Annotated in this window: 20 protein-coding genes; 1 reads left to right on the top strand and 19 read right to left on the bottom strand. The window is 54.7% G+C overall.

Annotated elements, in window-relative coordinates; genetic code table 11:
* Nucleotides 1-25: 25 nt before the first annotated feature.
* The 4 genes from lepB to EDM58_RS17015 form a co-directional block, all read right to left on the bottom strand.
* Nucleotides 26-586, bottom strand: a complete 561-nt coding sequence (gene lepB, locus EDM58_RS17030; protein ID WP_122914382.1) for a signal peptidase I — start codon at nt 584-586, stop codon at nt 26-28.
* A 162-nt stretch (nt 587-748) separates the two neighbouring features.
* The gene (gene dpaL, locus EDM58_RS17025; protein WP_122914381.1) at nt 749-1,981 is read right to left on the bottom strand and encodes a diaminopropionate ammonia-lyase; all 1,233 of its coding nucleotides are present in this window, start codon (nt 1,979-1,981) and stop codon (nt 749-751) included.
* Nucleotides 1,982-2,020: 39 nt separating this feature from the next.
* Nucleotides 2,021-3,766 (bottom strand): glycoside hydrolase family 9 protein, encoded by a 1,746-nt coding sequence (locus tag EDM58_RS17020; protein ID WP_183187542.1) that lies wholly within the window; start codon nt 3,764-3,766, stop codon nt 2,021-2,023.
* Nucleotides 3,760-4,980: a glycosyltransferase family 4 protein gene (locus EDM58_RS17015; protein WP_122914379.1), complete on the bottom strand. Its 1,221-nt coding sequence runs from the start codon at nt 4,978-4,980 to the stop codon at nt 3,760-3,762. Before EDM58_RS17015 ends, EDM58_RS17020 begins: the two co-directional genes overlap by 7 nt.
* Nucleotides 4,981-5,119: 139 nt before the next feature.
* Between EDM58_RS17015 and EDM58_RS17010 the strand changes: the two genes are divergently transcribed.
* A complete protein-coding gene (locus EDM58_RS17010) occupies nt 5,120-7,468 on the top strand; it encodes a GH39 family glycosyl hydrolase (RefSeq protein WP_122914378.1) in 2,349 nt (782 codons plus the stop codon).
* A gap of 9 nt (nt 7,469-7,477) precedes the next feature.
* On the opposite strand, the gene EDM58_RS17005 is transcribed toward EDM58_RS17010, so the two are convergent.
* The 15 genes from EDM58_RS17005 to EDM58_RS16930 all read right to left on the bottom strand — a co-directional run bounded on the left by EDM58_RS17005 (nt 7,478) and on the right by EDM58_RS16930 (nt 23,574).
* Nucleotides 7,478-8,293, bottom strand: coding sequence for a WecB/TagA/CpsF family glycosyltransferase (locus tag EDM58_RS17005; RefSeq protein WP_122914377.1), 816 nt, complete (start codon nt 8,291-8,293; stop codon nt 7,478-7,480).
* The gene (locus tag EDM58_RS17000; RefSeq protein ID WP_122914376.1) at nt 8,290-9,366 is read right to left on the bottom strand and encodes an NAD-dependent epimerase/dehydratase family protein; all 1,077 of its coding nucleotides are present in this window, start codon (nt 9,364-9,366) and stop codon (nt 8,290-8,292) included. The genes EDM58_RS17005 and EDM58_RS17000 overlap by 4 nt, the downstream gene beginning before the upstream one ends.
* Nucleotides 9,354-10,547: a glycosyltransferase family 4 protein gene (locus EDM58_RS16995; RefSeq protein ID WP_246000809.1), complete on the bottom strand. Its 1,194-nt coding sequence runs from the start codon at nt 10,545-10,547 to the stop codon at nt 9,354-9,356. Before EDM58_RS16995 ends, EDM58_RS17000 begins: the two co-directional genes overlap by 13 nt.
* Before the next feature lie 5 nt (nt 10,548-10,552).
* Nucleotides 10,553-12,073 (bottom strand): asparagine synthetase B family protein, encoded by a 1,521-nt coding sequence (locus EDM58_RS25775; RefSeq protein WP_183187540.1) that lies wholly within the window; start codon nt 12,071-12,073, stop codon nt 10,553-10,555.
* Nucleotides 12,074-12,075: 2 nt separating this feature from the next.
* Nucleotides 12,076-13,677, bottom strand: coding sequence for a N,N-dimethylformamidase beta subunit family domain-containing protein (locus tag EDM58_RS16980; protein WP_122914372.1), 1,602 nt, complete (start codon nt 13,675-13,677; stop codon nt 12,076-12,078).
* Nucleotides 13,674-15,080, bottom strand: coding sequence for a UDP-glucose dehydrogenase family protein (locus EDM58_RS16975; RefSeq protein WP_122914371.1), 1,407 nt, complete (start codon nt 15,078-15,080; stop codon nt 13,674-13,676). The genes EDM58_RS16980 and EDM58_RS16975 overlap by 4 nt, the downstream gene beginning before the upstream one ends.
* A gap of 19 nt (nt 15,081-15,099) precedes the next feature.
* Nucleotides 15,100-16,065 (bottom strand): GDP-mannose 4,6-dehydratase, encoded by a 966-nt coding sequence (locus EDM58_RS16970; RefSeq protein ID WP_122914370.1) that lies wholly within the window; start codon nt 16,063-16,065, stop codon nt 15,100-15,102.
* A gap of 29 nt (nt 16,066-16,094) precedes the next feature.
* Nucleotides 16,095-17,021 carry a glycosyltransferase family 2 protein gene (locus EDM58_RS16965; RefSeq protein ID WP_122914369.1) on the bottom strand — a complete coding sequence of 309 codons (927 nt, stop codon included), beginning with the start codon at nt 17,019-17,021 and terminating at the stop codon, nt 16,095-16,097.
* On the bottom strand, nt 17,018-18,346 hold the full coding sequence (locus tag EDM58_RS16960) for an O-antigen ligase family protein (protein ID WP_183187539.1): 1,329 nt from the start codon (nt 18,344-18,346) through the stop codon (nt 17,018-17,020). The genes EDM58_RS16965 and EDM58_RS16960 overlap by 4 nt, the downstream gene beginning before the upstream one ends.
* Nucleotides 18,324-19,673, bottom strand: coding sequence for an oligosaccharide flippase family protein (locus EDM58_RS16955; protein WP_122914367.1), 1,350 nt, complete (start codon nt 19,671-19,673; stop codon nt 18,324-18,326). The genes EDM58_RS16960 and EDM58_RS16955 overlap by 23 nt, the downstream gene beginning before the upstream one ends.
* A complete protein-coding gene (locus tag EDM58_RS16950) occupies nt 19,667-20,278 on the bottom strand; it encodes a sugar transferase (protein ID WP_122914366.1) in 612 nt (203 codons plus the stop codon). Before EDM58_RS16950 ends, EDM58_RS16955 begins: the two co-directional genes overlap by 7 nt.
* Before the next feature lie 7 nt (nt 20,279-20,285).
* Nucleotides 20,286-21,188: a UTP--glucose-1-phosphate uridylyltransferase GalU gene (gene galU / locus EDM58_RS16945; RefSeq protein WP_122914365.1), complete on the bottom strand. Its 903-nt coding sequence runs from the start codon at nt 21,186-21,188 to the stop codon at nt 20,286-20,288.
* Nucleotides 21,189-21,204: 16 nt separating this feature from the next.
* Nucleotides 21,205-21,891 carry a YveK family protein gene (locus tag EDM58_RS16940; protein ID WP_122914364.1) on the bottom strand — a complete coding sequence of 229 codons (687 nt, stop codon included), beginning with the start codon at nt 21,889-21,891 and terminating at the stop codon, nt 21,205-21,207.
* Between the two features lie 149 nt (nt 21,892-22,040).
* Nucleotides 22,041-23,030 (bottom strand): LCP family glycopolymer transferase, encoded by a 990-nt coding sequence (locus tag EDM58_RS16935; protein ID WP_122914363.1) that lies wholly within the window; start codon nt 23,028-23,030, stop codon nt 22,041-22,043.
* Nucleotides 23,031-23,172: 142 nt separating this feature from the next.
* Nucleotides 23,173-23,574: a hypothetical protein gene (locus EDM58_RS16930; RefSeq protein WP_122914362.1), complete on the bottom strand. Its 402-nt coding sequence runs from the start codon at nt 23,572-23,574 to the stop codon at nt 23,173-23,175.
* Nucleotides 23,575-23,879: the final 305 nt, after the last annotated feature.

The following is a 23,879-nucleotide window of genomic DNA, read 5'->3' as shown; positions in this document are numbered from 1 at the left end:
AAACCCTTGCCACTGCGTTCGCGATTTATTGCGAAGAAAATGGGTTTTTGATCATCGTTCCAATGATATGATTCATCGGAATGGCTCCCAATTCGCGCGAATCTGTACTGTCATTGCGATTGTCGCCCATTACGAAGACATGATCTTCCGGTACCGTCACTACCTGGTCGGACATATACTCCATCTTTTCCTTGATATATGGCTCCTCCAAAGGCACACCGTTGCGATATACCTGGTTGTTTTTAAATTCCAGCACATCTCCCGGCTTGCCGATCACACGCTTGATGTACATCGACTTGTCTTCCGGTTGACCCAGCACCATGCTGACCAAAGGGTGACCTGTAATATCATCCAACAGGGTACGGTTTCGTTTCACCCGGCTGTCGACGACCACGATGTCGCCGTAATCCGGCAGATACGAAAAAGTATGGGATAGTTTGGACACAAAAACACGTTGTTCATCCTGCAGGGTCGGATCCATCGAGTGCCCATCCACCTTGTAGGGCTGGAAGACGAAAATGCCCAGCGCCAGGGCGAGGACGATAGCAAAACAGATCGATCTGACCCATCCAAAAAATTCTTTCACGCGAGACCGACACTCCTTTCCAACAGCTCCTTCATTCATTCGAAGCTATCATACCACAAAAAGCCGCCAAAACAAAAAAGAGGCAGTTCTCTGCTGCCCCGCTGCCTCACTCAAGTTACGTTGGAGCATGCAATCCTGCACCTGCGGAAAAAGCACAGGATTTCACGCCTTTCCTTTTATTTTCGCGTCATGGCGGACGATTCGCTCATAGGATTCCCGGTCGGTGTCGCCTTCCGTGCTAAAGCAGAGAACGACAGATGTCTCGTCCAGCTTTGCCGTTTTTCGAAAATCCTCCCACTCCTCTTGCTGCATCAACGCTGCCAACAGTCCGACACCGACGGCACCGCTCTCCCCGCTTACGATCGGCTGGTCATCCCCGACAGGAAGCCCCAGGCTGCGCATGCCATCTGCCGCAACCGAGTCCGGGCAGCTAGCAAAGGCATCGGCATAATCGCGCAGGATCTCCCACGCCAACGGACTGGGCTCGCCGCAAGCGAGTCCTGCCATGATCGTCCGCAGGTCTCCCATAGCCGGCAATGCCCGTCCATCTCCTGCTGCGGAGCGGTAGAAGCAGTCGGCAGCATGCGGCTCCACGATGATCGTAAACGGATATTTTGACGGGTTCCTGGCAACTCCATGGCCAAGCACCGCTGCCGCCATGGAGCCGACCCCAGCCTGCAAAAATAGATGGGTCGGGGCTTCTTCCGGGAACTGTTCCGCTATTTGCTGAATGGCTTCTGCCGCCATGGTCGTATATCCCTGCATGATCCACGCCGGGATGTCGGTATACCCCTCCCAGGCTGTGTCCTGGATGACCTGCCAGCCTCGCTCGCGCGCCATCTGATCCGAAAGGCGAACGGCTTCATCGTAGCTGCCGTTGATGACATGAGCGTGCGCCCCGGTCTGGCGTATTGCCTCCACGCGTTGGGACGCACTCCCCTTCGGCAGATAGACGACTGCCCTTTGTCCCAATTGGGCGGCTGCCCAAGCGACTGCCCTGCCATGATTGCCATCAGTCGCGGTGACGAAGGTCAGCTCTCCAAGTTGTCTTTTCACCTCTTCAGACCGCAAATAAGCGAAGTCCGCTTCCTCGATCGGAAGCTTCAGCCTATCGCAGAGATAACACGCCATGGCATAGGAGGCTCCCAGTACTTTAAACGCGTTAAGACCGAAGCGATGGGATTCGTCTTTGACCAGAAGCTGTCGGATTCCGAGTTTGGCGGCCAACTTTGGCAAGCCTACAAGCGGCGTCGGGTGATAATCGGGAAAGGTGCGATGGAAGGCTTGGGCGATTTGCGCGGCTTTTGGGGATACAAATTCCGGAATGTTCATTTCGTTTCCGTTTCGTCGATTCATCGGGTTCAAACGCACTTGTGCGGCCTCTTTGTTCACCATAGCGATTCTTCCCCCCATTGATTTCATTCTCTTCCCAAGCTAATTCCTTCTCTCATGGAGAAATCCTGCTACCACGACGAGGGGAGCGTTGTAATCAATCGCATATTCATTCGTGGCGAAGGAACGCACATCGTCCACGTAGCTTTTGGCCCCTTGCTTTTGCGGTGCGACATTGTCGTTGGCATTCGCATTGGGGCCGCCGACCAAAAGCCCCGGGACAAGAATTCCGCTGGCTGCCGAATAGCGGTGGTGGGGATGGACGGGCGAAAACATGCCGATTCCGGTAACGAATGACTGAGCGAGGGGATTGGCGCCCAACACCCAGTCCAATTGCCGGGACATGGCTGCCAGGTAGGCAGGCTTGGGCTCCATCTGGTAGGCCACGGCCAGATGCACGCCGTACCCAAGTGAAGTCTTGGTCGAAGCCCAGTCGTAATCACGGGCTTGCAGGACCGTGCCGTACGCGGTCTGATTGATCCGGCTCACCACCTGATCTGCATGGCGAATCAGCAGATTGCGCATCTGCTGCGTCAACTCCCAATCAGTGCGCTGGTGCATGGCCAGAGTGATGATTGTCATCGCGGAGGTATGCTGCCAATACGATGGGGTCAGCTTTTTTGGTCGAAGCTCCAGTTCTCCCAGATTCTTCTCCACGTAGGAGCGGTAGCGAAGATCGCCAGTCGCGAAGTACAATTCAGCAGCCGCCCATACCCGGCTCTGCTTGTCGCTTTTGATCCGATAGGCTTGGACTGATTCGGGGACCAGCAATTCGCTTGAACCTTCGAGAAAAGCCCACGCTTTCTTCGATGCATCCAGCAGCATCTGAGCATAAGGCTCGTCGTAGGAATGGTAGACGCGGGAAGCACGCGCCATCGCTGCCGCAAAGATCGCCGTATCCGGTGTCGAGACAGGGTAGAGATACTGTGGCTGTCGATCCTCCTCGGGCAGAATCATCCCGGGAAACTCCGCTGTCTTCACACTGTGATGCACGGCCCCGTCCTCTCGCTGCATCTTGCGCATCCAGTCAAGCTCTACCCGTATCACGGCCAAAGCGTCCGGCTCACCAGCATGGGCAACGCGCTCCCCCTCATCTGCCTGCGGCAAAGAGAGAGACGTATTTTTCAGCGTCATCGGCGCCAGCTCATACGCCAACAGCAGTTGAGCAGTCGTCATGCCTGCATTGGCAGTGTACTTGCCATAATCTCCGGCATCATGCCAGCCTCCCGTCACATCCCGCTCCCCTCCTTGCCCTCCGATCACCTGGGCAGGAGCCAGATGGCAGGCTTCGTGATGCACATGGGAGACAGTGTCGGCGAGAGCGATTCCGCAGCGCTGCAATTCATAGGAACGCATCGCGGTCTGATAGATGCTTTGGTAGACGTGGTCGCTGATCGCGAAGGGGGCGCTGCCGCGTCCATTGGATAACTGAATCTGGTATACGCCCGGTTTTTGAAACGAAGAAAAATCCATCTGATAGACAGGCTTTCCAGAATTTCGTTCCTTTTGGCTGATTGTCGGGACACCGCGAAATACGGCATGGTTCGCTTGCAGATCGACGAGCGAAAATTCCCCGACAGCTGTCGTCGTATACGCGATTTTGACCGCAGACGGCGCGTAGCCTGCCTGGTTGATCCCAATCTCCCGGGTTGCGGGCTGCGGGTTCACCAGATGAGGCGGAGACGTTATGTCCTCCCGTGTCAAATACAAGACAGCAAGAACTGCTAGCAAAGCCAGTACGACCATCCATCCCGTCCACCGCGAGGAATGGATCTTTCCTTTCAGCATGATTGGATCTCCCTGTAGATGGACTCCATCTTTTGACCGAATGCTTCCCATGTGTGATCACGGGCAAAAGAATAGCCCCTTGCCCCCATGCGCCTGCGCTCGTCGGGGTGCAGACAGAGGTACTGGATTGCATCCGCTATCTGCTGCACCGCCTGCTCCGGGTTCAAGACCGGAATCTTGATGCCCGCATCGTCAGGCACAAAATCCCGCACACCATGATGGTCCAGCACAATGACCGGAAGCCCGTACGCCATCGCCTCCAGCACCTGTGCGCCGAAGGAATCCCGCAGACTGGTAAACAAAAAACAATCGCTGGTCAGGTAGTGCTCCTTTACCTGCTCCCAGGGAAGCTGGCCGAGATAGAGCACCTGCTTCTCCACCCCGTATTCCGCAATCCACCTCGGGACCTGATCCTCCAGCTCGCCGCCGCCGATGATGTACAGTTGAACCCCCAGCCCGCGATCCACCTTGGCCATCGCTTCGACGGCAAGCCTGAGGGCTTTGCGCGGCATCAACCGCCCTACCCAGAGGAGCTTCATCCCGCCGTTCGTTCTCCTTTCGGGCAGCTTGTCTGGGAAAAAATCGCGGGGCAACGAGGTATCCAGAAACAGCGTGACGTTTTTTCCGCCGACCGCCCGGGCTATTTGGAGCGTATCCCGGTTCGTCACCAATGTCTTGCTGGCATGGCGGATGGTCCCGCGCAGGACGGGATTCCAGCCCGCCATCCTGCATCGCAAGAGGGAACGGGCAGCCTCATTGACCCATTTTTTACCAAAATATCGCCTGAACTCCGCCGGCGCGGTTTGTCCTCCCCCGACAGGACCGAACACCATCGGTTTTTTCAAGCGCCACAGCCAGGAACCCCCTTGCAGACTCCCCAGGGTCATATGATGGATGACATCGAAGGAAATGTCTGCGTCCAGCCGCTTGGCAGCCTTGTACGCCTGATGCTGCCAGTAAAAGTAATTGATAAAATAGCCGGCATTTCCTCTGATCAAACGGCGAATCTGCGGGCGATCTTTTACATAGACAACATGTAAGGACGGCACATGTTCTTCAGCCAGCTTTCGTTCAATGGCTGCCCTTCCCTCGGGACGGGTCAATACCCAGACGTCGTTTCCCTGCCGGGCCAGCTCGACAGCAGCATTCCAGCCGAAGCCAGGCTCCGAACCGCGATCAGGCTCGCAGGCAAATGCAGACAGCAGTATTTTCATGCGTCTCCTCTCTTTCCAGCCGAATCTATTTTACGCTTCACGTTGCCAATCGCTGATACAAGCATGAGGGGATTTTCATAAGCTAGAAATAGCAAGACAAGGTACGAAAATGTAACAAAAGGAGGATTGATGCAATCCGATGGTAAACAGCTTGCAAGTGGGTTCACCGATAGACAGGCGTTTTTTCGGGATTCAGATCCAGGAACTTTCCAATATGCGTCCACTCGGGTTCGGCACGCTTCGAGTCGGTACAACCTGGCGGCAGCTCGAAGCTCAAAAAGGACGGTTCGACTTTCGCGAGGTGGATGCTTACGTCGCTTTTGCCGAGCAGGAAAAGCTCGATGTCATCATGCAGCTTGGTCAACCACCGAACTGGGCCACAGGCGGAATCTCTTCTTCGCCGTACGGGGATCTGTTCAACAGCATCCCGCCGCACAACATCCAGGATTGGCGCAATTATGTGGCGGCATTGGGGCAGCGCTACAAAGGGAAAATTCGCTATTACGAGGTCTGGAATGAGCCGAATCTGAGCGGGTTTTATTCAGGAACATTGGCAAAGCTCGTGGAGTTGACCATGGAAGCCTACAAGGTATTGAAAGCCATCGATCCGCAGATCCAGGTCATCAGCCCCACCTACACGACAGAGGACGGCGTTGCGGGAATGGGCGACTTTTTGCGCGCTGGAGGAAAAGACTGGATCGATATTGTCGGCATCCATCTCTACTCCTATCCCAAGCCCCCAGAAGCCATGCTCGATCTGGCGAGGAAGTATCGGCAGGTGATTACGCAAGCAGGCGCGGGTGCTCTCCCTGTATGGAATACAGAGAGCAGCTGGAACAGCTTTTACTACAAAGGGGTGTTGTACGGCAGCGACGAAAATGACTACTCCGTCCAGATGCCGGATGATTTGGCCATTTCGTATATCCACCGGATGTTTTTATGCAACTGGATCGCGGGGATGGAGCGAGCCGTTTTTTACGGGATGGATCAGCCCTGGTCGCGCATCCGTCTGCTGGACCTCAATCGCCTGCCAAACGTAGCGGTTACGGGTCAGTCCTACCAGCGAATGGTGGAGTGGCTGACAGGCGCTGCGATGCATCAGTACACTTTTTCTACACAGGGCATTCACACCCTCTCCCTTACCTATGCGGACGGGCGATCCGGATATATTCTCTGGATGGATGATGACCGTACCGCCCAGCTCTCCCTGCCGCCCGAGCTTGCCATGAGCCAGATGCAGACGGCAGACGGCAAGCAGGTCCCGGCAGCGCAGACCATCACGGTCACCTCCATGCCCCTCTATCTAAAATCCTACGACGATCATCGGGCACTTCCGGAGATTTTCCCGCAAAGCAAGACGCGTACTGAACTGCTCTACAACGGCGACTTTTCGCTGCGCATCTCCGACACTTCCTTCCCCGTCGGCTGGGATACAGGCGGCTTGAGCATAAGCAAGTACATGGGCGCAGATGCACCTCCCAACCAGACGACGCTCACGCTCACCCCTTCCGTACAATTTCAGCAAATGGTCCAACGTCTGAGAAAACCGCTCGCCAAAGGCAATCTGTACACCATGTCCATCACATACAAGCTCCCGACCGCACCCGCTGCAGGCAAATGGACGATGGGTCTGGATGTGGGGGCAATGGGTACCCCGTTGCATGATCAAGCCTTTCTCGAGATGCCCGTCCAGGATACCTTTCAAACCAGAGAAGTAACCTTCTATTACGCGCCGGAGGATCCCGATCCTTCCCCTGACCTGCGTCTATCCATTGTCAACATGGCTCCGACCGGAACCAAACAGCCGCTGTACATCTCCCGGATCTCCCTGACGCAGGTTAGCGACCGGGGACATGTCCTCCCTCACACGACGAACATACTCTACTCTCCCGTTCTGCCTACATCGGGCTCGTATTCCAAGCATGATCAAATCTACTTCACAGATGCCAATCTGATCGCCACCGAGGGCCTGGGGTGGGTATGTCTGTCCTCCGGGACTTTTGGAGCCTTGAGCGGCGTTACCGGAAGCTTGACCAATGGCAGCTATGTGCTCACGGTCAACAAAGCCAATTCCTTGCGTGTCGGTGATTACGTCAAGATCGGCAACGATTCGCAGATCTATCTGATCGCCTATCAGGAAAGCCCTACCCGCTATGAACTGGGGTCAACAGCTAGAACCACTCAGCAGAACCAGCCTGTCTCTTACGTTCCGCCTGTTTTTCTCCCGCTGGCAAAGCCTGTGCAGCCCGTTCTCCCTGCACCTGCCGCATTGACGGCAACGCGCAGCCCCTTTGTCTACAAAAATGCGCAGGCCTCCCCAGTCGACGTCCTGGTAGCCAAAGGGGCCGTATCCTTGATCGAATGGAGCCGCAACGGTTCCACCTGGTACGACACGGGTCAGACCAGCGGCATCATATCTTTGTCAGCCGGGGATTCTGTGCGCATCACGTATTCGTCTGCCCCCAGACTCACAGTTGTGCCCCGCTGACCTGGCAGTCTACCCGAATGACTCTTCCCGCTCTGTTCGCTCGTTTCGCTCCGGCAGCAGAGCCGGGATTTTTTTTAGTCCCAGCAGTTCGCAAAAGAGTGCCCAGAGATAGAGGGGATTTAAATATAGATAGCGGCGCCATAATCTGCCCGGCTCCTGGATCAGGCGAAACAGCCATTCCAGTCCGGCTCGCTGCATCCAGCCAGGTGCTTGCGGCAGATTGCCCGCGTGAAAATCGAAAGCAGCCCCGACTGCTACGAGCGGCATGGCCAGCTCGTCGCGGTATTCGTATACCCATGTCTCCTGCCGGGGGCACCCCAGCCCTACCAGGACCCACTTCGCCCCGCTCGTCTTGATTGTGCGGATCACCTCTTGCTTCTCTTCCTGCGTAAGTCGGCGAAAACGAGAAGGCGAGCATCCGGCAATGATCAGGCTCGGGTATCGGCGGGTCAGATTTTGCCGCAGGCGTTCAATCGTCTCCTGTGTGCTCCCGTAGAGATAGACAGGTATCTGCTCATCCGCAGCCCTTTTCAATAAGCGCAGGGTTAACTCTGGTCCATAGACGCGGTCCGGCAGGCGGATGCGGTGCAGGATTTGCAAGCCCCAGCGCACCGGTTGTCCATCCGCCACCAGCAAATCCAAGGCATTCAATCGCCTTCGATGCGCCTCATCCAGTACGCCGCACATCACGCCATGCACCGCCAGAGCCGAGACACCGTAGCCGCTCCCCTCCCGAGCATGGGCCATGATCTGTTCGACCGCATACTCGTAATCAACGGCTGCGATCTGGACGCCCAGGACGGGATGTCTGCCGAAATTGATCATAAGGCATGACTCCATCTCTCTTTGTTTTCCGCGTAGATTTCCTCCATGATCATGGATATGGAGCATGTAATTTTCCAATGCGGGTAGTCTCGCATCAGCTTGCGCACATCGCTGACGTACCAGATATGGTCGCCTGCCCTGTGCTGCTCGCTGTAGCGATGCTCCACAGGCTTGCCCGTAATTTTCTCGGTCAGCAGGATCGCTTCCAGCATGGAGACATTGGAGAAGATGCCGCCGCCCAGGTTGTACACCTCACCCGGCGCAGGAGGCTGGGAAAAGACCGCATGAATCGCCGCGATGACGTCTCTCGCATGGATGACATCCCGCACCTGTTTGCCCTTGTACCCCAGGATCGTGTATGGCGTGCCTGTCATCGCGCATTTCATCAGGTAGTTGATAAAGCCGTGCAGGGGAACGCCCGCCTGCCTGGACCCGCTCAATACGCCGCCGCGAAAACAGACCGTTCTCATTCCGAAATAGCGCCCGTACTCCTGGACGAGAATGTCGGCAGCCAGTTTGGAGGCGCCAAACAAGGAATGCATGCTCTGATCGACACTCATCTCTTCACTGATGCCCTGGTGGAACGGGTGGTTTTTTTCCACTTCCCAGCGCGTTTCCCCTTCCACCAGCGGCAAGCGATTGGGCGCATCCCCGTAAACCTTGTTCGTCGAGGTAAAGACGAAGACTGCCTCGGGGCAGAATCGCCGCGTCGCCTCCAGCAGATGGAGGGTTCCGTTGGCGTTGACCGTAAAGTCCAGCAACGGATTTTTTGCTGCCCAGTCATGGGACGGCTGGGCAGCAGTATGAACGATCAGCGCGATTTCGGAAGCATAGCGCGAAAAGATCCGGTCCAGCTCTTCGCGGTCGCGTATATCCGCGTCATAATGTTCGTACCGTTGCTTGTAGGTGGAGAGCAGGCGCGAGCGATTCCACAAGGTGGAGCCTTCTTCGCCGAAAAAGGTTTGCCGCATATTATTGTCAATTCCGACTACGTGGTAGCCTGCTTCCGCATAAAACGAGGCAGCTTCCGAGCCGATCAGTCCCGCTGCCCCTGTAATGATTACGACTGCCATATCTGCTCTCCTCCATCCGCCGCACTGCGGTTGTCGCGAGCGGCTTCCACTGCCCGGCATATGCCTTGGGCAAACCGCTCCGCCATTTCTTCTATCGTATAGGTCAGACTCGCCTGCAAGCAGCCTTGCTGCAGCTTTTGCAGGCTCTGCTCATCGGTCATCAGTTCGACGACTTTGGCCGCGTAGGCGTCCACATCGTCTGCCTGCTCCAGCATGACCCCGTTTTCATGATTGCGCAAATACTCGATCTCCGGACTGTGGTAGCGGACTTGGGTCGTGACGAGCGGCACTCCCAGCGCAAACGTGTCGAGGATCGCCAGACCGACCAATCCCGGCATCAGGAACAGCTTGGAGATCAAAAAATACGGCACCTTCTCCGCTTCAAATTTGGGTCCCGCATAGTGGATCCAGTCATGCCTCGCCGCCGCTTCCTTCACCACCCCATCCTCTACGCCCGCTCCGATAAAAATCATCTGGAAATCAGGGATTTGCTCGCGAATCCTCTCGCATGCCTTCAGTAAAAACGGAAGCCTTTTTTCCGGATACATGCCGCCCGTGTACAAGCCGATGTTTTCACTGGCGATACCCATGGACTGCTTGAAGGAAGCCAGTCTGTCCATCGTCCAGGACTCTTTTTCCCGTACGAGCTGGCGGGTATCAATCGCATTTTGCACGGATGTGATTCTCTCTGCCGGGAACCCCAGCTCTTTTACGACCTCGGCACTCAAATCATTGTAGGAAAACCACCAGTGGACATGACGGGACATCCAGGCCTTCACTTTCTCGCCCAGCCAACTGGCATTATGATCCTGAAAATTGCGGCCATGCCCCCAAAAAGCAAGCCTGCGCGTGCCCCAAAGGCTTTGCAGCATCAGCACATAATTGAGCATCAGCTTGCTCGCCTGCTCGACGATGACGAGATCGACTCCCTGCAGCTGACGAAGGCAGGGCTGCCAATACAGCTCGCGCGATCCCAAACGAAAGATCTTGTTTTCAATCCTCTTCGCCCACGGCAAGTGGATGGAATCACGCTTGCTCGCTTCCGAGGCACCAGGCTGGCCGTAGATTAACACAAATTCAATTCCATATAATTCCAATTGCGTTTTGAGCAGTTCATAAAACCTGCGGCGATACTGGGGCAATGATTTGTACACGATGGCTACGCGCGGACGTTTTTGCATCTGGCTCACGTCGTCTCCTCCTTGCGCTTGCTGGTCAACAGCCCGCTGCCCTTTTTCAATGCCTGGTAGCCGTAATAAAGCCCTCCGCGCAGCGCTTCCTTGCCGATTTTCCTGAGTAAGGACGGTGCCGACATCGGGTTGATTGGTTCCAGCAAGGTTTCTGGCCACATCTGCCGAATCATCTCCCGATATAAAAAATTGCGTGATCCGAAGCTGTTCTTCACTGCCAATAGCGTGGTTAGAATTTTGCGATTGTTGAAGGGGCTGAATTCCTCGATGGCAATATCCTGCTCGGCCGAATATATCGCGCCCCAGTTGCCGAAAATCTGTTCCCACTCGAACAAGGTCAAAGGATTTATGCCCCATTTTTCATGGTCCTTGATTCCATTCAGCCAGGCATCGAAGCTATTTATGACAAACGGATTTTTCCCCAGTTTGGTGTATCTGGCCAGAAAAGCACCCGTTACTTCTCGATTGGGATGGTAGTCGTAGTAGCACTCTCTCGCAATCTCACTGTAATTGCCGCTTATATTCACTTTTCCCTGGGAATGAAGGTAATGCTGGTAGATGATTCTCGTTTTGGCCAGATCGCGCATTTGCGCATTTTTTCTGTTGATGTGGACAAATTGTTCATCCATTTGCTCTGGTGAAGGGTGGATGTGAAAGGCGAGACCCAGCCGGGACAAAAGTCTCGAGGGAATCGCCACATCAGGCGAATCCTCCTCCAGGCCGGGATGAAGCGTTATATAGTAATGCACCTGTTTGCTTACCCTTCGGCTGGCAGCCAGCAAAATGCGGCTGTCCCAACCCGCCGTCACCGGAAGCATCACCTCAGATCGTCTGGCTATCGCTTCGATCGAGCCGATCAGCATGCGGCTGGCACGGCTCACGGCCTCTTCCAAGGCAAGCGGCTGCAGCTTTTGGACAGGCCAAAAACGCTCCACCTTCCCACTCTGCATGTCAAGGCTGTGATTGGGCGGCAAATGCTTGATGCCTGCAAAGGGAGTGCCGTCACCCGGCCATAGATTTTCCTCGCTTTGAAAAGGCTTGGATTGCATAAACTGCCGCAGGTGTTCATTCTCATCCACTTTGGCGCCAATGTGCGCGGCAAGCGTGACAGCCTGGGACGCGCACCACACGCCATCAGGCTGCACACTGTAGAAAACCTGGCGCATGCCGCAGGAATCGTGGAAGAGCTTTAGCTTGTTCCCGCTCCTGAATAATAGAATCCATCTTCCCCCGCAATGCTCGGCACCCTCCAAAAGCTGCTCGAATGATGCGCACTGCTGATGAATGTCATGCAGAATTTCTTCATTGCTCCACTCAGGATGCTCCGGGTCGATCAGGTAGCCGAGCAGTGTCAATTGACTGTTTGGTCTGTAGGATTGCGCCACCTGCAAATCAGGGTGAACCGAGAGACACAAGCGGTCATCGAGTGCAACCCGCTGCCAGTCGTCCATTCCCACATACCGGGTGCCGATGACAAATTGACGGCGATAAACGAGCCGTTCCTTATTGGGGATCATCATCATGACTCCTTTTGCTGCACGTCAACAAACCGATTCAACAGGTTGGCCGTCACTCCCTGGATGATCTCACTGACGTTGCCTCGCGCATCTTCCCAAGGATTGGCCAGACCGAAGCACCAGTATATCGTGCCGGCGTCGAAGACCAGAGCATTCGTCCAATAGCGATAAATGGTCGTATGCGCCTCTGCCTTCTTGCCCTTTGTATTGACCAGTGGAGAAGCAGCAATGATATCCAGATTGGCGGGTGTAAAAATATCGTTTGTCACCGTGTCGTACTCCCAGCCCACCAATCCTCTGACAGCCTCCCCCTTCCGGACTTGAAGCCCCTCGTACAGCCAGTGATTCGGATTGCTCACGACCCAGTCATAGCCTTGGGAGACGAGACCTTCATACATCTGTCCCAAGAGCTGATTCTCCGGTTCGTTGATGTTGCGCCATTCTGTGGTCAATAATTTGCGCTGCTCGACGGGATCCTCTGCAATGGCTCGATATTTGTAGCAAACCTGCAGTCTTGGCTCTCGCCGCTCACTCCCGTCTGTTCGCGCGGGATCATCCTCGAAGCGGATCTGCCAGTACACATCGTTGGCCCCGAAGAAGGCGAGGTGAACCCCCTGATCCCGCAGCCGCTCTACATACGTCCGCATCTGGCGGGAGTAGTACTCGTCGTGGCCCAGAGAGACGAATCCCTTCGGAGTCCACGGGACCCTCCCCAAATGGGTATCGATATTCGTCACGTAGCCTATATCATAGCCCTTGGACTCCAGCCAGTAGACAGTCGGGTACTCCAGGTACAAATCCCCCGAGCCGCTGTACTGTTCGTATGGGCGGTTGTACGAGATCTTCACGGCGACATTTTTCGGATCGTCATCGTACTCGAGGTACTTCCCTGTCTCCTCGTCATAATGTCCGTAGTAGCCGTATCCTCCCCAGGCGCTGTATGCATGCCACGTCGTTACGGAGGACTGGACCATGAGATCGTGCTCGTACTGCTCATCGCGCACGAGGAACGGTATGTAGGACTGAAAGCCGTCTGCCTCTGTCAATCGGACGACGTACAGACCCGTCACCCAATCCTCTCCAATTCTGAGATCAAAAGAAGGTCGCCAGCCCAGGTCCAGCAGCTTTGTGTCCGGGTCCGGCTCCGGCAGCCCATGTCTGCCTTCCTGTTGCGACCACCATCCTTGTGCCTGGCCCGTCAGTCCTTTCTTGGAAAACACCTGTCGCGCCCCTTTGCCCTGGTAATACCCCAAGCGGTATACTTCCAGGTCGTATCGTTGCCCTTGGGTTCGGGTGCTGATATGCAGCTGAAGGGTATCTCCTCCTGTCACGCTGGTGGCAGAGGCATAACCCTGTATCTGTCCCGCCGCAGGCTTTGTCACTCGCCAGTTTGCCGTTCCGGGCTTTTCATTTTCCGCTGCGATCATCGGTTTGCGCGGAAATTTCTTGGGGGCAGGCATCGCCAGAGCTGGCGCTGCCGCTGCCAGCTTCCAATTTCGATGGATAAACGGGATGCCTCCGATAGTGGCCATCACTGTAGAAAGCATGGCTACCTTCAAAAAATGGCGTCTTGAGATGCGTATTCGTTTTTTCTCTTCATTCATTTGCCCATCACACCTAGCGAAGGGGAGACATTTGCTGCCACGCCCAGTCCTTGGTAATCATAACCGCATGCTTGCATGCGCGATGCGTCGAGAAAATTGCGCGTATCGAGCAAGTACGGCTGCCGCATCATGCCAGCCACCTGCTGCCAATCCATCTCTTTGTACATGCTCCAGTGTGTGAGCAGGACTACAGCATCTGCGTCTTGACCTGTCTGAATCGGGTCCGAGCAATACGTGATCGGCATGTCGGGATTCAGCTCGCGAAACATGCTCATCCCCTGCGGATCATGGACGCGTATCTTCGCCCCTTCCTCCAGCAGCTTTTCGATGATGTACGACGCCTGGGTACGGCGCGCATCATCCGTATCAGGCTTGAAGGTCAGGCCCAGAATGCCGATTTGTTTGCCGCTCAGGCTGTTCAGTCTGCGCTTGAGCTTCTCCACCACGTACTGGTGCATTCTTTCATTGGAGACGACGGCCGCCTTGACGACCATCAGCTCGCTGCCCACCTTCTCACTAGCAGACAACAGCTCCGCCGTATCCTTGGGAAAGCAACTGCCGCTCCAGCCGCTCGATACCTGCAAGAACTTGGGTCCGATGCGGCTGTCCAGTCCCATGCCGGTCGCCACGTCCAGCACATTGCCGCCAAGCGCCTCGCAAAGCCTGGCAATTTCATTGATATAGCTGATTTTCACTGCCAGAAAAGCATTGGAAGCGTATTTGACCAGCTCCGCGCTCCTGGTATCCGTCTCAAAATAGACAGCGGGCGGTGCAGCCAGATCATAGGAGAAGGAGAAATGCTGGCAAAGATCCTCGTACCCGCTTCGCTCCAGCACTCCCTGATACAGCGTGCGCATCGCCGACAAGCCTTGCGGATGAACGCTTCCGATCACGATCCGGTCCGGAAAAAAGACGTCCTGCAGCGCAAAGCCCTCACGCAGAAATTCCGGATTGCTGACGACGGTAAAATCCGATTCGGGAGTCAGCCCCGAGGCCTCGGCTAATAACGTCGTGACCCATTGGCAGGTCCCAACCGGAACCGTCGATTTCATCGCAATGACGGTAAAACGCTCACCTGACAAATGCTTGCCGATTTGCTCGGCTGTCTGTTTGATGTAGCGCAGATCGGCTGAACCGTCCGGGTTGGACGGAGTTCCGACCGCGATGAAGATCACATCCGCCTCGGCAACAGCGTCATAGGACGTCGTCGCAAACAAGCTTTTTCCGATCAATGTCGGCAACAAAGTCTCCATCCCGGGCTCATAGATCGGGCACTCCCCCCGGCTCAGCCGCTCGATCTTTTCCTGATTCACATCAATGATCGTTGTATGATGGTGGTTCGCAGCCAATGCCGTTCCCGTCACACTGCCGACGTAGCCTGCTCCGATACATACGACCCTCATGTCCTCTCCCCCTTTGGCATTATGACTGGACACGCTCCACCCGCCGCTCCCTGTACGCTTTGATCGTACGGCGCAGCCCTTCCTCCAGATGGATCTGGGGCTTCCAGTCCAGCAGCAATTTTGCTTTTTCGATCACGGGTCTGCGTACTCTCGGATCATCCTTGGGCAGTGGATGGAAGGTGATTTCGCTAGTCGACTGACACATCTCTTTCACCATCCGGGCCACTTCCAAGATCTCGTACTCCTGCGGATTTCCGATATTAATGATCTCTCCGGTCGCGCCATTTCTCTCCATCATCAGCTGCAAGGCGCGGATATTGTCATCCACATAGCAGAACGAGCGCGTCTGCTTTCCGTCTCCGTATACGGTGATCGCCGACCCGTTCAACGCCTGGTTGACAAAATTGGAGATGACTCTTCCATCGTCGTTGCGCAGTCCTGCCGAGTAGGTGTTGAAAATGCGCGCCACCTTCACTTGCACACCAAAACGCTGGTAATACTCATAGCAGAGCACCTCGCCCAACCGCTTCGCTTCGTCGTAGCAGGCTCGCGGCCCCCAGGTGTTGACATTTCCCCGATACTCCTCCGGTTGGGGATGCATCACTGGATCGCCATACGCTTCGCTCGTACTCGCATACAGCAGTCTGGCGTGGTTCATCTTCGCCAATTCCAGCATGTGCTTGGTCCCGATGGTGTTGACCGCAATCGTGGCAAAAGGGTCGTTTTGGTAAAATTTGGGCGATGCCGGTGAAGCAAGATGATAGATTTCGCCCACATCCAGGAGGGAATCGAGTTGGAGTACGCCCGGATCGGACACATCGTAGAGGATGAAGTGAAAATGCGGATGATTTCTCACCTCCTCGATATGTGCCAAACGGCCCGTAGACAGGTTGTCGATCCCAATGACGAGCTTTCCTTTCGCGAGCAAATCTTTCAACAGATGAGAACCTAGAAAACCGGCCACACCCGTAATCAGTGTTTTCATCGAAGCTCCTCCTGACTCTCATCGGCTCCTCACACGCCGTGCGTCTCTTCGTATTCCTCATACCTGCTCCCCGCAAGCCCCATTACCATTCCCGCTCCGATGCAGATCTGCTGCAGGGAACGGATCAGGCGCACAGGTCCGAGCAAGACGGATGGGAGAAGCAGCAGCATGCCCCATCCGATCCGCATGACTCCCTTCACAGCGCGAAGCAGCAGGCGGTGAGCAGGCAAGCGGATATCCCGCTCGCACAGGGCATAGGTGTTTCCCGAACGGTATGCTCTTTGCAAAAGCCATCCCGGCTTGATTCTGCTTGCCGGCACCCACTCGTAGACGACGGCTTCGTCCGCCCAAATAATCTCGTGACCTTGTTGGCGAATGCGCAGGAAAAAATGGGTATCCTCCCCGCCAGACAAGCCGTAGCGGGGGTCGAAGCGGTTCGTCGGATTTTTCAGCAGGCTGGTACTGATCAGCACATTACCCGTTCGAGCCAATTCCATGCGAAAGCCTGTCGGATGGCGGGACCGTTCGTAAAATTTTCCCTTTTTGCTCCAGTCAGGCGCGGGCTCTTCCATTCTCGGCAGTACCGGTCCCGTCACGACATCAGCCCCGTATTCCTGCTGGACAAAGAGCAATTGATCCAGCCAGTCAGGGGCCGGCTCCTCGTCATCATCGATAAAGGCGATCCCGTCATACCCGTCCGCACCAAGAGCCAAAGCCCGGTTTCGCGCATGCGAGATTCCCCTGCGCGTCTCTTGGCTGTACACCAGCTTCCATCGATAACTTTCCTGCCGCTGTAAGCAAAAATCTTGCGCGCTTGCCTCTGGGTCGTTGTCAATCACCAGAACGTGCACTTCCGGAGTACAAGCCTTTTCAAAGGTGAGAAGCTCCAAGCCTGCCAAAAGCCTTTTCAGTCCATCCGGGCGTTTGTAGGTGAGGACACCAATCGCTACCTTCATGCTTCCTCCCTCCCCGCCGGCGATTCATACCAGCGAATACGGCTTCTTCGTTCCGCCATTTTCATCTTTGGCAGCGAAAAGCCAAGGGCAATAAACAGTGTCCAAAAAAAGCTGTTGTGGTCCAGCAAAGTAGTCTCCGTCAGATTGCACAGCACCAGGTAGAACAAAAACAGCGTTGGCCAATCATGCTCCCAGCTCTGCGACCCCGTCTGATAGGGCAGCGCCCTGCGAATGCGGCTGAAAAAGCTGAGCAATACGAGGCCAAGACCAATCAGGCCGATGTCCAATGTGACGTCCAGAAAGCCGTTGTGGGAATTGGGCGGTTCCCAAAATGTGACCCTCCAGATATAAGCGGACTCTCCTTCCCATCCAAGCCAGAATCCGCTGTAGCCGTACCCGAGCCAAGGGTGCTGCAGAATCATTTCGCTCACGATGTCCCACAATCCGGTCCTGCCCGTCAGCGTCAGATCGCGGCCAAAATAGCGCAGAATCGGCTCCAGATACGAAAGAACCAGCAGGCTGACGCAGATGCCAGCCAAACCGACCGGCAGATAGAGGAGAATCCGCGCGTATTCATTCCAGCGCAGGGTCCGCAGGAAGGGAATGCAGCCCAGTAAAAGCAGAAAAACGATCAAGGCCGTCTTGGACTCCGACAAGAGCAGCAGCATGACACTTGCAACGAAGCCCCCGACCGTCAACCAGCGCGGCCATATCTTCATCATGAATAGAAGGAAAAAGACGATGGCACCCAGAGACATCAAGCGTCCCAACTGATTTTTATGAGGAAAAATCCCTCGCCAGGCTGAGCTTCCCTGATACAGCATCTTCCCGATGTCCGGCATCAGCACACTGACTACGATGCTAATGAGGGCCCCGCTCAACAAAACACAGGCGACCAGTTGAAATTGTTCTCGCAGGGTAAATCGCGACGCCAGGTATATCGCAAACAGATTGGTGCCTACGAATGCGACGCTTCTGCGCATCGTGATTTCCGGCGCAGCCGACCACAGCGCGGACAGTACGATCATCAGCAGGAGTACGAGAGAAAGCTTGTCTCGAGCCAGAATCGCCAGGACGCGTTTGCGGTGCACGAAGATCAGAACGGCTGCGATCCCGTATATGACTTTCCACACGGTCTGCAAGAGGGCATTGCCATCAGCTACGCTGTCCATCTGTCCAGCCTGGAAAAAAGGGAAAAATGCTTGCGCAAACAAAAGAAGTGTAAGGATGACGTACCCCTGCTCCAAACGCAGCCAGCGTTTTGCCGACTTCAAGCGCTTTTTCCGCGATTCTCCTCTCGTCTCAGCGATCACTCCATTGTGCAAATTTCGCCTCCTCATGGATCATGTGTCCCTCCAAGCGCACGGCGCGCTCACGACGCAACAGATATCCAATCATCACCCAGTAGCTGCAGCACAGCATCACATCGCCGACGATGCTGACCACAATCGCTCCCTTCCAGGAGTAGAGAGGCACGATGAGAATATGCAGGCCTGCCACGAGTATTGCGACCATTACCTGAATAGTGGAGCGCCAGCCTTGAAACCCGGCACCTGTCAATGCATCAGCCGCAAAAATGTGCAGGCCCTTGAACAGCGGAATGATTGCCATCCAGCGAATCGCCTCGACAGCGAACAGATAATCCTCTCCCAGCACCCATGGGAGAATCGGGGCTACCAGATAGAGGACCAGCCAGGCGATCGCAGCGTAGACGAGCGAGAACGGAATCAGACGTTTGGCATACCTGACGCTTTTCTCGATCCCGTTCTTGCCTTCCTGAAAAAAGCGGGAGAAGGCGGCACTCATCAGCGAATAGATCGGCGTCAACGCTACGTCTACGATTCTGCTTGCGGCAGCATAAATGCCGGCATGCTCGGCGGAAGCATAGCGAACCAGCATGGTTTTGCCGATATCGGAATAGACGACGAGCGAAGACAGGCTGATCGAAAAATAGCTGCCCTCCTTCAGCTCCGTGATCAGTTTGCGGATGTGAAAGCTTGGTTTCCCCAACTCCTTGATCACCAGCGTCAAGGCAGCCGACATCATCACGAGTGTCGTCATCAGATAGAGAAAGCCCCACCATTCCATACTGTGCTGCGAAGACATCCACGCCAGGGCGACAGCCCCCGCCAGCCTGATCCCGCCCATGAGCATGTTGAATTGCGCCGTTCGCTTCAAACGCTCCAAGGCTTGATAGGATTGGCCGCAGATCGAGAACACTCGATAGAAAATCAGATCGGACAAGGCTACCCAGAGAATCACCAACGGATGGATTGTATCCGGCAGGAAAAGCCCCCCAAGCGTCACGGCCAAGATCGTCAGCAATATCCCCGAGATCAGCGTCATCAGCAGGGCATTGCCCAGATATTCCGAGAATGCCGACCTGTCCCGCGATACATGCATGACGAGCAGCTCACCGCGCCCCAGGCTGGAAAAAGGGGCCATGATCGCGACCAGCGTAACGACTCCCATAAACAATCCATAGCCGTGCGCTCCCAATGTTCTGGCGATGATCACGAAGTATCCCATCTGCAAGACCAGCTTGACTCCCTCGCCCATCAGCATCCAAAGGGTATTTCGCAGCAAGAGGCTGTTCCAGCTTTGGCGCCATTCCAGCAATTGCTCTCTGAAACCGGAGAGCGGCCTCAGCATGTATTGCTCCGCATGACGACCTGTATCGTCCGGCAAATGATTTTGAAGTCCAGCAAAAAGGACATCTGCTCCAAGTACAGAAAATCATGCTGCAAATTCTCATGTATCGGCTTGTTGCGGTCCTGGCTGATCTGCCACAGTCCAGTCATGCCAGGTTTGACCAGAAATCGCTGCTTCTCGCGGATGGTATACACCTCTTCCACGATCTTTTTCTGTTCCGGGCGGGGACCGACAAAGCTCATCTCGCCGCGCAGAATATTCAGCAATTGCGGCAATTCATCCAGGCTTGTTTTCCGCAGAAATCGTCCGAATCGCGTAATTCGCGGATCCAGCTCGGAGGTCGGCGAGAAGCCTTCTGCGGGGACATCGGTGTGCATGGTGCGAAACTTGAAGATGGTAAATTCTTTGCCATGCTTGCCGATGCGGACCTGACGAAAAAGGATGCGTCCTGGAGAATCGAAATACAAAATGACAGCGAGCAGAAGAAAGAGGGGGAGGAGGAAGATGAGCAGAAAGAAGGCAAAAACAATGTCAAGTACACCCTTTACGCAACTCGCATACAGTGAGACGGTAGCCCTGGGCCGCGTAACTCGAATATAGTCCATATCTTCATCATCCTACGGGAAGCTTCCAATTGTTTACCAAATATTTGTGCTTGATGTTGGTCAAATACAAACCAAAATCTTTGTTCAATTCCTCATTTTTCATGGCAAACTCTACTGTTGCCTTCAAAAAACCGAACTTGCTTCCGACGTCATACAAGGTTCCTTCATAGCGATAAGCAAGCAAATCCTGCTCGCGTGCCAGCATCTGGAGCGCATCTGTAAGTTGGATCTCTCCTCCTACCCCTGGCTGGATCTGCTCCAGCAGGTCGAAAATACGCGGTTCCAGGATATACCGGCCAATGATCGCCAGATTGGACGGAGGATTGCTCTGCGGCTTCTCGACCAGATCATGAATCAGATCAAGGCGCTCTTCCATGGCGATCCCCTCGATGACACCGTACTTGCTCACTTCATTCCAATCCACTGCCTCGACTGCGATGACGCTGCATTGCCGCTGATCGTAAATATCCATCATCTGCCTGAGGCACGGAATCTCGCTGTCGATCACCATATCCCCCAGCAAAACGGCGAAGGGTTCATTCCCGATGAATTTGCGGGCGCACCAGATCGCATGGCCCAGACCCAGCGCTTCTTTTTGCCGGATGTAATGAATCTCCACCAAATTGGTCAAGCCTTCCACAATCTCGTACAGATCGGTCTTGGCGCGTTCACGCAGATTGACTTCCAGCTCGTAGTTCTTGTCAAAATGATCCTCGATAGCCCTCTTGCTTCGTCCTGTCACGATGATGATATCCTCGATTCCGGAGTTGACCGCTTCCTCGACGATGTATTGAATCGTCGGTTTGTCCACGATCGGGAGCATCTCCTTGGGCATGGCTTTGGTGGCGGGAAGGAACCGGGTACCCAGGCCTGCAGCAGGAATCACCGCTTTTTTAATCTGTTTCTTCATTATCATCACCTCCCACCTATTCGTGTTGTACCACGGGCTCCGGTTCGAATCCTGTCACCGGTCCTGGCTGCTCCAGATTCATCCGTTTTCTGTTCGTTTTTCTCCTCATCGCCTCCAAGGCCTCCATCCAGATCAGCACTCCGACCATCAGCACCAGACCCACGCCAAATGCCGCTGCCATATTGACCAGAGGCTTGGGAGATACGGGCTCCATCCCCGCTTCATACTCCGCTTCGTCCACGATCATGACGTTGTCGATGTTCATGAACAAATTGACGTTCTGGGAAAACGAGCGGGAGACTTCATTCGCAATCTGTACCGCGCGAAGGGGGTCCGTGTCGCTGTAGGTCACCGTGATGATAAAGGAAATGTTCGACGTTTTGACGTCCAATCGCTCCATGAGCTCTTCCGGTGTTTGGGACAAGCCCAGCTTGCGAATAACGTCTTGCGCCATCCTCCTGGTTTGAATCAACCCGCTGTACGTCTTGATGAGCTGTTGGTTGCTGAGGATGCTGTTGTAGAGGTCCTGCCTGTCCAGATCCTGTGGCTTCACCAGCATGGTCGTCGTCGCCGAATAGGTAGGAACCAGTACGAAATAACTGATATACCCACTCGCCAACACACAACACAACGGTATGGTGAGCATCAAGACCCAGCGCTTGCGAATGGCTTGGAGAACCAGCAATACAAACTCCAGATTCATGTGAGCATGGACTCCTTTTTCATTCTTTTCTAACCCACCACCCCTGGCAAACGTCAGGATGGCCCTCTAGGAAGGACCTCTCAGCGGTATGGATAGTCCATATTCCCCAAACTTAGTGCAAGTATATGTACAAAGAGTGGGAATATATGTCATATTCCCACGCCTTCCGTCTCCTTTTTTTCTGCCTGGATCGTTACGCTGGGACCAGGCTCTCCGACGAAACGCTCGATCTCCTGTTTGATTCGCAACCGCTCCTGAGCAGAAACAAAGTAGTAATAGACGCCTTGATGCATCCCGCCCTCTCCTTGCAAGCGCTGGATTTCGAGGTGGTCCAGGGAGCTTCTGTAATTCAGCATCAACTCCTGCATGTCGTTCAGCGTGAGATTCGTTTTAAAGCTGTTGCCGATATTCGCCAGTATGTCGTCCATTTTGCCCACTGTGCTGATCTGCTTCGCCTTGCTCATCAATTCACGAAGGATGAGCTGCTGTCTTTTATTGCGTCCAAAGTCGCCTTCCGGATCTTCATAGCGCATCCGCGCATAGGCAAGCGCCTTTTCCCCATCCAGTGCGATGAGCCCCTTGGGAAAATGATAGCCTTCATAGTCGAAGGCGAATGCATTGTCCACCGCAATTCCGCCCAGCGAATCGACGATCGCGGCAAAGCCCTCCATCTCCACCTTCACATAGTAGTCGACCGGAATGTCCAAAAAGCGCTCCACAGTCCTGACTGTCGCAGGGATTCCGCCTTTGCTGTAGGCGTGGTTGATCTTGTCCTCCTTGTCGCTGTCAGCGATGAAGGTACGGGTGTCCCGGGGGATGTTGAACATCAACGTCTCTTTTTTCCCTGGATGGATCGCCAGAAAAATCAGTGTATCACTGCGGCCGGGATCATTTCCCCTCTTGTCTACACCGAACAAAAGGAGCTTCAACGGTCTTTTGGCCTCCTCCTGCTTGGGTTCTTCGGGCTTGGGCTTTTCCGTTTTTTCGGCTGTGACGGAAGGAACGGGAGGAGGCGGTAGTGGTTCGTAGATGCTCTTGGCTGTTTGCTGCACTCGCTCAAATAGTTGGTACACGTACCACGTCGTTCCTCCCAGACTGAGCAGCAGCAGCCCGATGATGATGAGGCGCAATCGTTTCATTCACACGCATCTCCTGGTTCTTAGGCATCTGGATTCGTCCCATTACCAAGGTATTACGCTTTCCCTGATTTCTTTCCCACCGAAAAAGAATCGCCCCCTCCTCTCAATCGAGAAAAGGGGGCGATCCATCAGCTGCGCTTGGTCAGGAAATGCGGCGCAAATCCGGGTTATATCGTTGCACATAGGTATAAATGTCTTCTCCGGACAAAAAGCGGAGTTTGGGTGAACCCTCCTGTTGGCTGAGGTGGTCCAGCAGCTGTTCCTTTCCTTTTTCCAGCCGGCGCTTGGCTGCTTCCGGCAAGGTGAGCACATGCGGCACGAGGAGCTGCAGATACCACTTGCCTTCTGCTTCCTCCGAGACATCAATCTCCAATTCCATATCGGGAGAATCAAACGCAAATAAATGATTAAACAAGGCTTCGCGCGTCCCGGTGTCGATGGCGGATACATCTGCGAGGCTGACGCTCAGATAATATTCGTCGTTGAACAAGATCATGTCGTCGTTGATTTCCTTATACGTTTTGAAGAGTGGGTTCGCTTCCATTCGGTTTGGCCTCCTAACAGGGTAGCGTGACGTTTTGTATAGCATACTATTTTACCGAACTTTCGCGCAACTTTTGGTTTGGTGGTTGTCGGACTGGAGGGGAGGAAAAAAGGAAAACGATCCAGGCGGGTTTGGATCTTCTCTTGGGGCATCTCTGGCCGCCTCCACTCCAATGGCGGAACCGCGGCCAAAAGCAGCCGTCTCGAGGAAGGCATTCAAGGTGTAGAGTAGAGAACTGACGCTTTCTGGCGACCGTTTGGTCGCCTTACTCCTATCAGTTCCCCCTCATCAAACCGTACGTGAGG

It is taken from the genome of Brevibacillus panacihumi, assembly GCF_003710985.1.
In the GTDB taxonomy this organism is placed as follows: Bacteria; Bacillota; Bacilli; order Brevibacillales; family Brevibacillaceae; genus Brevibacillus; species Brevibacillus panacihumi.
Note: the sequence above shows the minus strand (reverse complement) of the source record. Positions and strands in the feature narration are given on the sequence as shown.

What these genes read in the sequence shown, in the direction of transcription:
- dpaL (WP_122914381.1), bottom strand. Translation starts at nt 1,981, where the DNA reads ATGGTGAACAAAGAGGCCGCACAAGTGCGTTTGAACCCGATGAATCGA.
- EDM58_RS17005 (WP_122914377.1), bottom strand. Translation starts at nt 8,293, where the DNA reads ATGATCAATTTCGGCAGACATCCCGTCCTGGGCGTCCAGATCGCAGCC.
- EDM58_RS16995 (WP_246000809.1), bottom strand. Translation starts at nt 10,547, where the DNA reads ATGCAAAAACGTCCGCGCGTAGCCATCGTGTACAAATCATTGCCCCAG.
- EDM58_RS17020 (WP_183187542.1), bottom strand. Translation starts at nt 3,766, where the DNA reads ATGCTGAAAGGAAAGATCCATTCCTCGCGGTGGACGGGATGGATGGTC.
- EDM58_RS16965 (WP_122914369.1), bottom strand. Translation starts at nt 17,021, where the DNA reads ATGAAGGTAGCGATTGGTGTCCTCACCTACAAACGCCCGGATGGACTG.
- EDM58_RS16955 (WP_122914367.1), bottom strand. Translation starts at nt 19,673, where the DNA reads ATGCTGAGGCCGCTCTCCGGTTTCAGAGAGCAATTGCTGGAATGGCGC.
- EDM58_RS17000 (WP_122914376.1), bottom strand. Translation starts at nt 9,366, where the DNA reads ATGGCAGTCGTAATCATTACAGGGGCAGCGGGACTGATCGGCTCGGAA.
- EDM58_RS25775 (WP_183187540.1), bottom strand. Translation starts at nt 12,073, where the DNA reads ATGATCCCCAATAAGGAACGGCTCGTTTATCGCCGTCAATTTGTCATC.
- EDM58_RS16970 (WP_122914370.1), bottom strand. Translation starts at nt 16,065, where the DNA reads ATGAAAACACTGATTACGGGTGTGGCCGGTTTTCTAGGTTCTCATCTG.
- EDM58_RS17015 (WP_122914379.1), bottom strand. Translation starts at nt 4,980, where the DNA reads ATGAAAATACTGCTGTCTGCATTTGCCTGCGAGCCTGATCGCGGTTCG.
- EDM58_RS16975 (WP_122914371.1), bottom strand. Translation starts at nt 15,080, where the DNA reads ATGAGGGTCGTATGTATCGGAGCAGGCTACGTCGGCAGTGTGACGGGA.
- EDM58_RS16980 (WP_122914372.1), bottom strand. Translation starts at nt 13,677, where the DNA reads ATGAATGAAGAGAAAAAACGAATACGCATCTCAAGACGCCATTTTTTG.
- EDM58_RS16940 (WP_122914364.1), bottom strand. Translation starts at nt 21,891, where the DNA reads ATGAATCTGGAGTTTGTATTGCTGGTTCTCCAAGCCATTCGCAAGCGC.
- EDM58_RS16950 (WP_122914366.1), bottom strand. Translation starts at nt 20,278, where the DNA reads ATGGACTATATTCGAGTTACGCGGCCCAGGGCTACCGTCTCACTGTAT.
- EDM58_RS17010 (WP_122914378.1), top strand. Translation starts at nt 5,120, where the DNA reads ATGGTAAACAGCTTGCAAGTGGGTTCACCGATAGACAGGCGTTTTTTC.
- EDM58_RS16935 (WP_122914363.1), bottom strand. Translation starts at nt 23,030, where the DNA reads ATGAAACGATTGCGCCTCATCATCATCGGGCTGCTGCTGCTCAGTCTG.
- galU (WP_122914365.1), bottom strand. Translation starts at nt 21,188, where the DNA reads ATGAAGAAACAGATTAAAAAAGCGGTGATTCCTGCTGCAGGCCTGGGT.
- EDM58_RS16930 (WP_122914362.1), bottom strand. Translation starts at nt 23,574, where the DNA reads ATGGAAGCGAACCCACTCTTCAAAACGTATAAGGAAATCAACGACGAC.